7 protein-coding genes are annotated in these 6,626 nt (G+C 45.6%); 5 read left to right on the top strand and 2 right to left on the bottom strand.

Annotated elements, in window-relative coordinates:
- Window positions 1-472, top strand: a 472-nt coding sequence (locus AC1DWN_RS24530) for a GNAT family N-acetyltransferase (RefSeq protein WP_477561514.1), incomplete at its 5' end; no start/stop codon positions are given.
- A 334-nt stretch (window positions 473-806) separates the two neighbouring features.
- On the opposite strand, the gene AC1DWN_RS24525 is transcribed toward AC1DWN_RS24530, so the two are convergent.
- A complete protein-coding gene (locus AC1DWN_RS24525; protein ID WP_477561513.1) occupies window positions 807-1,871 on the bottom strand; it encodes an anthranilate phosphoribosyltransferase in 1,065 nt (354 codons plus the stop codon).
- A 12-nt stretch (window positions 1,872-1,883) separates the two neighbouring features.
- The gene (locus AC1DWN_RS24520) at window positions 1,884-2,498 is read right to left on the bottom strand and encodes an ANTAR domain-containing response regulator (protein ID WP_477561512.1); all 615 of its coding nucleotides are present in this window, start codon (window positions 2,496-2,498) and stop codon (window positions 1,884-1,886) included.
- 320 nt (window positions 2,499-2,818) lie between these two features.
- Between AC1DWN_RS24520 and nirB the strand changes: the two genes are divergently transcribed.
- From nirB to AC1DWN_RS24500, 4 genes are all read left to right on the top strand, one after another.
- Window positions 2,819-5,257, top strand: a complete 2,439-nt coding sequence (gene nirB, locus AC1DWN_RS24515; RefSeq protein WP_477561511.1) for a nitrite reductase large subunit NirB — start codon at window positions 2,819-2,821, stop codon at window positions 5,255-5,257.
- Window positions 5,258-5,270: 13 nt separating this feature from the next.
- On the top strand, window positions 5,271-5,585 hold the full coding sequence (gene nirD, locus AC1DWN_RS24510; protein ID WP_477561510.1) for a nitrite reductase small subunit NirD: 315 nt from the start codon (window positions 5,271-5,273) through the stop codon (window positions 5,583-5,585).
- A 13-nt stretch (window positions 5,586-5,598) separates the two neighbouring features.
- Window positions 5,599-6,396 carry a formate/nitrite transporter family protein gene (locus AC1DWN_RS24505; RefSeq protein WP_477561509.1) on the top strand — a complete coding sequence of 266 codons (798 nt, stop codon included), beginning with the start codon at window positions 5,599-5,601 and terminating at the stop codon, window positions 6,394-6,396.
- Window positions 6,397-6,457: 61 nt separating this feature from the next.
- Window positions 6,458-6,626 (top strand): SAM-dependent methyltransferase (locus AC1DWN_RS24500; protein ID WP_477561515.1); only part of this gene is annotated, 169 nt, incomplete at its 3' end.

Below are 6,626 nucleotides of genomic sequence, written 5' to 3'. Positions count from 1 at the left end.
GTATACGGGAAGTCATCTTACTAATGATAGTGATTTACAGAACTACATCTACAATGCCCTTTCAAGCCGAGATGATAAAAGCTGTTATCCGTTTATCGTTATCGACCAGTCTACCAATCAGGTAGCCGGCTCCACACGGTTTGGAAATATGGTGTTTCAGAGCGAGAGACTAGAAATAGGCTGGACTTGGTACGGCAAGGCATTTAGAGGAACTTCTGTAAACAAGGCTACCAAATTCGAGCTGCTGAACTATGTGTTTGAGGAAATGGGCTTTAATCGCGTCCAATTTAGCGTAGATGCTGAAAATATAAGATCACAAAAGGCAGTTCTCAAGCTAGGGGCCCAGCAGGAAGGCCTATTCAGATGTAACTATGAGAACGCAAGCGGCGAGTGTAGGGATGATGTATATTTTAGCATTATTAAATCGGAATGGCCGGATATCAAAAGAACGGTTTTTCGTGAATTTATTTAGTCCGAGTTTAAATTGAAATGCCTCAGTATGCAGGCATCGATACTCACTAATGAGGAAAACTCACTATTTAGTGAGGTAAATCTCACTTCTATTGGTGGTTTTCGATACTCAGCTTAGTCTAGTGAGGTAAATCTCATTACCCATGAGGCTAGCTTCATCGCAAGTTAAGTTTACCTAACTAATTCATATAAAGAAATAATACAGCTTTGAAATTAGTGAATTTAGCTTCAGATATATTGAGATTTCCCTCTCTTCCTACCTCCGATTACAACCCATGCAAAAATAGACGGAGCTTCCTGCCCCGTCACGCGTTCCAACTCTCCGCAAACTCTCCTTAAGACAATGCGTTCTGTGCGCTTGGCTGAAGCATCTCGCTTCCGCCGCGCATGGCGCCTTGCCATTTGAGGTAGAGCTCCCACGGAGTACCCTTTTCAAGCAAATGCTTGCATGTATAAACCCCTTCCTCTATGGAGCCTACCTTACCTGCGAGATGCAGTATCACCGCCCCATTTAACAGTACCTGATTAACGAAGGCTATATATCCTTCCCCTCTCAGAATGGCTTCCGTTACACGAATTTGCTCAGCCGTTGTCCAAGCGATTTCAGGAATAGGCGTCTCAAGGCCGTACGTATCGGGATCGATAACTTGAAGTCTAGATTCACCATCTTCTACGATAAACGTACGAGTCGGACGTTCGATGAACAGATCCTCAGATCCTTCCACTCCTTGAACGATAAGCGCTTTTTTATACTGTAAATTCGAGGCCAATTGGGCCATTCTTGCAAATACTGTATTATGATAAACACCAAATATTAAATAAGGGGAATGGGAATAATCAATTAGCTTCTCAGCCGTGTTGAGCACAGTTCGCATGCCAAGCTCTAATCGAATGGAACGCAATTGCTTCAGCGGCGGGCACCATTGCTCGGCAGGAACATACAGCACCCCAGTATCTGTCGCTGCTTTTAAAATCTGCTCACGTGAGACAAGCTCCGCATTTATCCCTAATTCAAGAAGTAAGTCATGCAGCGTAATCCCCCACTTCGGAGGCAACGACGCTGTTCCATGAAGAGTGACCGGAAGCCCAGCCGACGCAAGCAGAAACGCCGTTGCAAACGTAGTAAAGAACGATTTCTTCCGCCCGTCATATGGCCCTGCACAATCTAGTCCTTGCTGTATCTGGATTCGGTATGCATGCTTGCGGCAGACTGACACGAATGCCTCTAGCTCCCTTACGCTTTCCATCTTCATTCGTTCTGCAATAAAAAATGCTCCAATTTGCGCCGGGGTTGCTTTCATTTCTAAAATGGAATTGGCCGCTCCAAGCGCTTCTTCATAGTTGAGATCGCGGGCGCCCCGTTTTCCTCTGGCAACTTCCTTCAATAGGTTCATAATCATCGCAAGACCCCCTTATTTTGAATCCTGAAGTATTTGATAAACCTTAACAATGGACGTTGCCACATCGACCATTCTTTTCCGTTCATTCATTGCTTGTTTACGCAGCACATCGTATGCTTCCGCTTCGGAAATATTTTTGATTTTACATAATATCCCTTTTGCCATATCAATCCATTTACGTTCCTCGAGCCTACTTTCCAACTGCTTACGTTCATTCAGCCATTGCAGTCTCTCGAAACATTGTTTAGAGGCGAAATGAAGCGCCCAGTGAAGTTCTTGCTCACTCATAGTAGCTGTCAAAACACCGTCAATCGGTACTTCATCCTCGCAGAAAGCTGCAGATAAAGAAGCCATTGATGCGCTGCACCACCAAAGCATGGGCAAAACTTTCTGCTTCAGAAGGATATCTCCCCAAGCCTTAGTCTCATTCAATGGTAAGTGCAGAATAATTGCATCTACGCTGCTTAATTGTAGAACGGCCCTTTTAGCATCGTTTATGCATATGACGCGATAACCGTAGGCTGTAAGCTTATAGTTAGGCGTCAGCTTTTTGGCCATTTGTTCGGATAGAGAAGCCGTTTCTACACCCGCTGTCAACGGACGATCTACTACTAACAAAGAACGCATATAGCAGCGCTCCCTCCTATTCGACTTATGAAAGGTATCCATATCAACCACTATCCTTGTTACTATATATAACATAAAAAACTCATTTTTGTCGATAACCAGATATTTAACGATTTTAATGTTATGTATATTGACATGAAGTGCTGTGTCATTGTATATTTACGCTATCAACAACCAAACATTCTCGAATACAACGATGTATTCGTTTGAAGCGGCAAAGAAGCCTGCTTTCGTGTTCTAGGGGGACGCACGTCCTTTCTAGAACACGAAGCAGGCTTTTATTTTTTCACACAGACAGAGATTGAGAGGAGAGGAAGACGATGACTGATCCAAAAAAATTAGTGCTTATCGGCAACGGTATGGCGGGGGTTAGAACAATTGAGCATCTTCTCAAGCTTTCTCCGGAGAGCTACGACATTACGATTTTCGGTTCCGAGCCACATCCCAATTACAACCGCATCATGTTATCCTCCGTCCTAGCTGGCGGAGCGGATATGAAGGAAATAGTCATTAATGACTGGGAATGGTACAAAGAAAATAACATTACACTGCATACGGGACACAAGGTTACTAGTATTGATACAGAACGTAAGAAGATTACCTCCCAATTAGGCATCGAAGTGGATTACGATGCGGTTATCATCGCAACTGGTTCCAATCCGTTTATGTTGCCGCTTCCCGGCGCCGATAAGAAGGGCGTCATCGCATTCCGCGACATCAATGATTGCGAAGTGATGATCGATGCTTCCAAAAATTATAAAAAGGCGGTCGTGATCGGGGGCGGATTGCTCGGACTTGAAGCAGCTCGAGGGCTTCTTCATCTAGGAATGGAAGTAAACGTCGTTCATATCCATTCCTACTTAATGGAACGCCAATTGGACGAAGCCGCATCTAAGATGCTGCAACGTGAGTTAGAGGCACAAGGTATGCAATTTTTATTGCAAAAGAACACCGCTTCTATTAAAGGTAAACGCCGCGCCTCAGKGCTTGCTTTTACCGATGGCACTGAGATTGACGGTGATTTGGTAGTCATGGCAGTAGGCATCAAGCCAAATATCGAGTTGGCTAGATCCTCTGGAATTGAAGTTAATCGCGGTATCGTTGTCAATGATTTTATGCAAACCAATATTCCTGGTATTTACGCTGTTGGGGAATGCGCAGAGCACCGCGGCATTGCCTACGGCTTGGTAGCCCCGCTTTACGAGCAAGGGGCTGTGCTAGCCAAGCATTTGGCAAGCGTCGAAACGGCAGGCTATGCGGGATCGGTCACATCCACCAAGCTCAAGGTATCCGCCGTTGATGTGTTCTCAGCAGGACGCTTCGATGATGCTCCAGGCACACGCGCACTTAAGCTTCAAGACGATTTGGCAGGCACGTATAAGAAAATTGTCATTCAGGACGGAAAGCTAGTCGGAGCAGTACTCTTCGGAGACATATCGGATGGTGCGGAACTCTTTGCTTCAATTAAGAAGGGAGAATCTATCGCAGGACGCGAGAAGGAGCTGTTGCTCGGTATATCTTCTGACCTGCTAGGCCAATCCTCGGGCAATAACAGACTTGAGGCCATGGCTGATGATGAAATCATCTGCGGCTGTAACGGCGTTGCAAAAGGAACGATCACTGAAGCCATTACAACAAAAGGTTGCAATACCGTCGGCGCCATTAAAGCCTGTACGAAAGCTTCCGCTTCCTGCGGCGGTTGTAAACCTTTAGTTGAAGGACTCCTTAGCCTATACGCTGGCGATGCTATTGGCGAACCTGTAAAGGAGGGTATATGCGGCTGCACAACGCTGAGCCGTGACGAAATTGTTTCAGAAATGACTCGGATGCGTCTGATGAGTACCAAAGAGGTTATGAATGTGCTTGAGTGGCATAATCCGGAAGGCTGCACGAAGTGTCGTCCGGCACTTAATTATTACCTAGGCATGTTATATCCCGAGGAATATGTTGACGAGAAGGAATCACGATTCACGAATGAACGCTACCACGCGAACATTCAGAAGGATGGCACGTATTCAGTCGTACCGCGAATTTACGGCGGTGTAACATCACCAGCTGACCTAAAGAAAATCGCAGAGGTCGCTGAGAAGTTTGAAGTTCCTCTAGTCAAATTCACCGGAGGACAAAGGCTTGATCTGCTTGGCGTCAAAAAAGAGGACCTCCCAAAAATATGGGAAGAGCTCGATATGCCATCCGGTCATGCATATGGCAAGACGCTGCGTACCGTGAAGACCTGCGTCGGATCAACCTTTTGCCGATTCGGCACACAGGATGCTATGGGAATGGGCATACGGTTGGAAAAGGCGTTCGAACGTTTGACGGCTCCAGCCAAAGTGAAGCTCGCGGTATCCGGCTGTCCCCGCAACTGTGCGGAAGCTACGATCAAAGATGTCGGTATCGTGGCAATCGAAGGAGGTTGGGAAATTCATATCGCTGGTAATGGCGGTGTGAAAGTAAGAGCCACTGACCTTCTCTGCATTGTAAAAACCGAGGATGAGGTTATGGAATGGTCCTCTGCATTTTTACAATATTATCGTGAAAATGCGACGTGGAACGAGCGTACCGCACAATGGGTGGAGCGTATAGGCCTTTCTCCCATTAAGAAAGCGCTCGAGAACCGTGAAGACCGCCTCGCCCTTGTGAAACGCATTGAGAAAACGCTTAGCTTAACGGCTGACCCCTGGAAGCAAATCGTCGAGAACGATAACTTACGTAAAAATTTCGAGCAATTGCCTGGCGCGCAGCCGGTACAAATATAGGAGGGGTATACCTATGACAACGAAGCTATTGGTAGCTAACCTTTCCGACATTGATGTGAAAGGCTCACGCAGAATTAAAGTAGAAGATATCGAAATCGCCATGTTTCGCCTGACAGACGGAAGTGTGCTTGCCGTAGAAAATAGGTGCCCCCATAAAGGTGGCTTGCTATCAGAAGGTATGGTGTGTGGCTCAACCGTCCATTGTCCGCTTCATGATTGGAAGATTGATCTACGGAGCGGTATTGTAAAAGAACCCGATGATGGCTGCATAAAAACCTTTGAGACAGAAATTGACCATAATAGCGGCTCCATTTATATAAACCTTTAAGGAGGAATCGTATATGTCGTATGTAAAACCTGCTGAAGTAATAGATGCCATGATTGAAGCCGGAATAACAAAAGCTAACTTAAGTGCATTTCAAATGGTAGTTCGTGGTTTTCTCGCGGGAGCGATTCTATCATTCGCAACAACACTTGCCTTTACAGCCGTTACCCAGACCACTGTCGGACTCGCTGGTGCCATTATTTTTCCAGTCGGCTTCGTCATTATCGTTTTATTAGGCCTTGAGCTTGTAACGGGTACGTTTGCACTCATTCCATTATCGATCCTTGAACGCAAGACAACGATATCCCGTATGATCRCCAATTATGGCTGGGTTATCCTTGGACATTTAATCGGTTGTGTATTATATGCCATACTCTATGGGATGACTATAACGAAAATGGGCACAGATATGAGCAACCCACTTGCACAAATGCTTATTCAGATTAGCGAAACAAAAACTCTTGGCTACCAGAAGATGGGCTTTGACGGTATCATTCTTGTAACCATTAAGGCTGTGCTTTGTAATTGGATGGTGACACTTGGCGTAGTCATGGCGATGACGTCTAAATCTACTGGTGGAAAAATACTGGCAATGTGGCTGCCTATATTAACGTTTTTTGCACAAGGCTTCGAGCATGCTGTCGTCAACATGTTCGTTATCCCCGCAGGCATGATGCTTGGTGCCGATGTAACGGTGGCGGATTGGTGGCTATGGAATCAAATTCCGGTATTGGTCGGCAACTTCATTGGCGGTGCTGTGTTTACTGGTATCCTTCTATATCTATCTCATAGAAAAAAAATTCTGCTTCAGTAACGAAGCTTAATACGGAATCTTCAGAAATAGCGGTAGTGATTGCTTCGGAAAGAAGCATTTTATGAAGAAAACCACGAATGGAATCGTCTATATTGTCGGAGCTGGCCCTGGTGATCCCGAACTTATTACCGTCAAAGCAACGCGCCGTATACAGATCGCTGATATTATTTTGTACGATCGGCTTGTAAATGAAGAATTTCTTGAATACGCCCGTCCCGATTCAGAACTGA

It is taken from the genome of Paenibacillus sp. P4_A7 (assembly GCF_056402455.1).
Note: the sequence above shows the minus strand (reverse complement) of the source record. Positions and strands in the feature narration are given on the sequence as shown.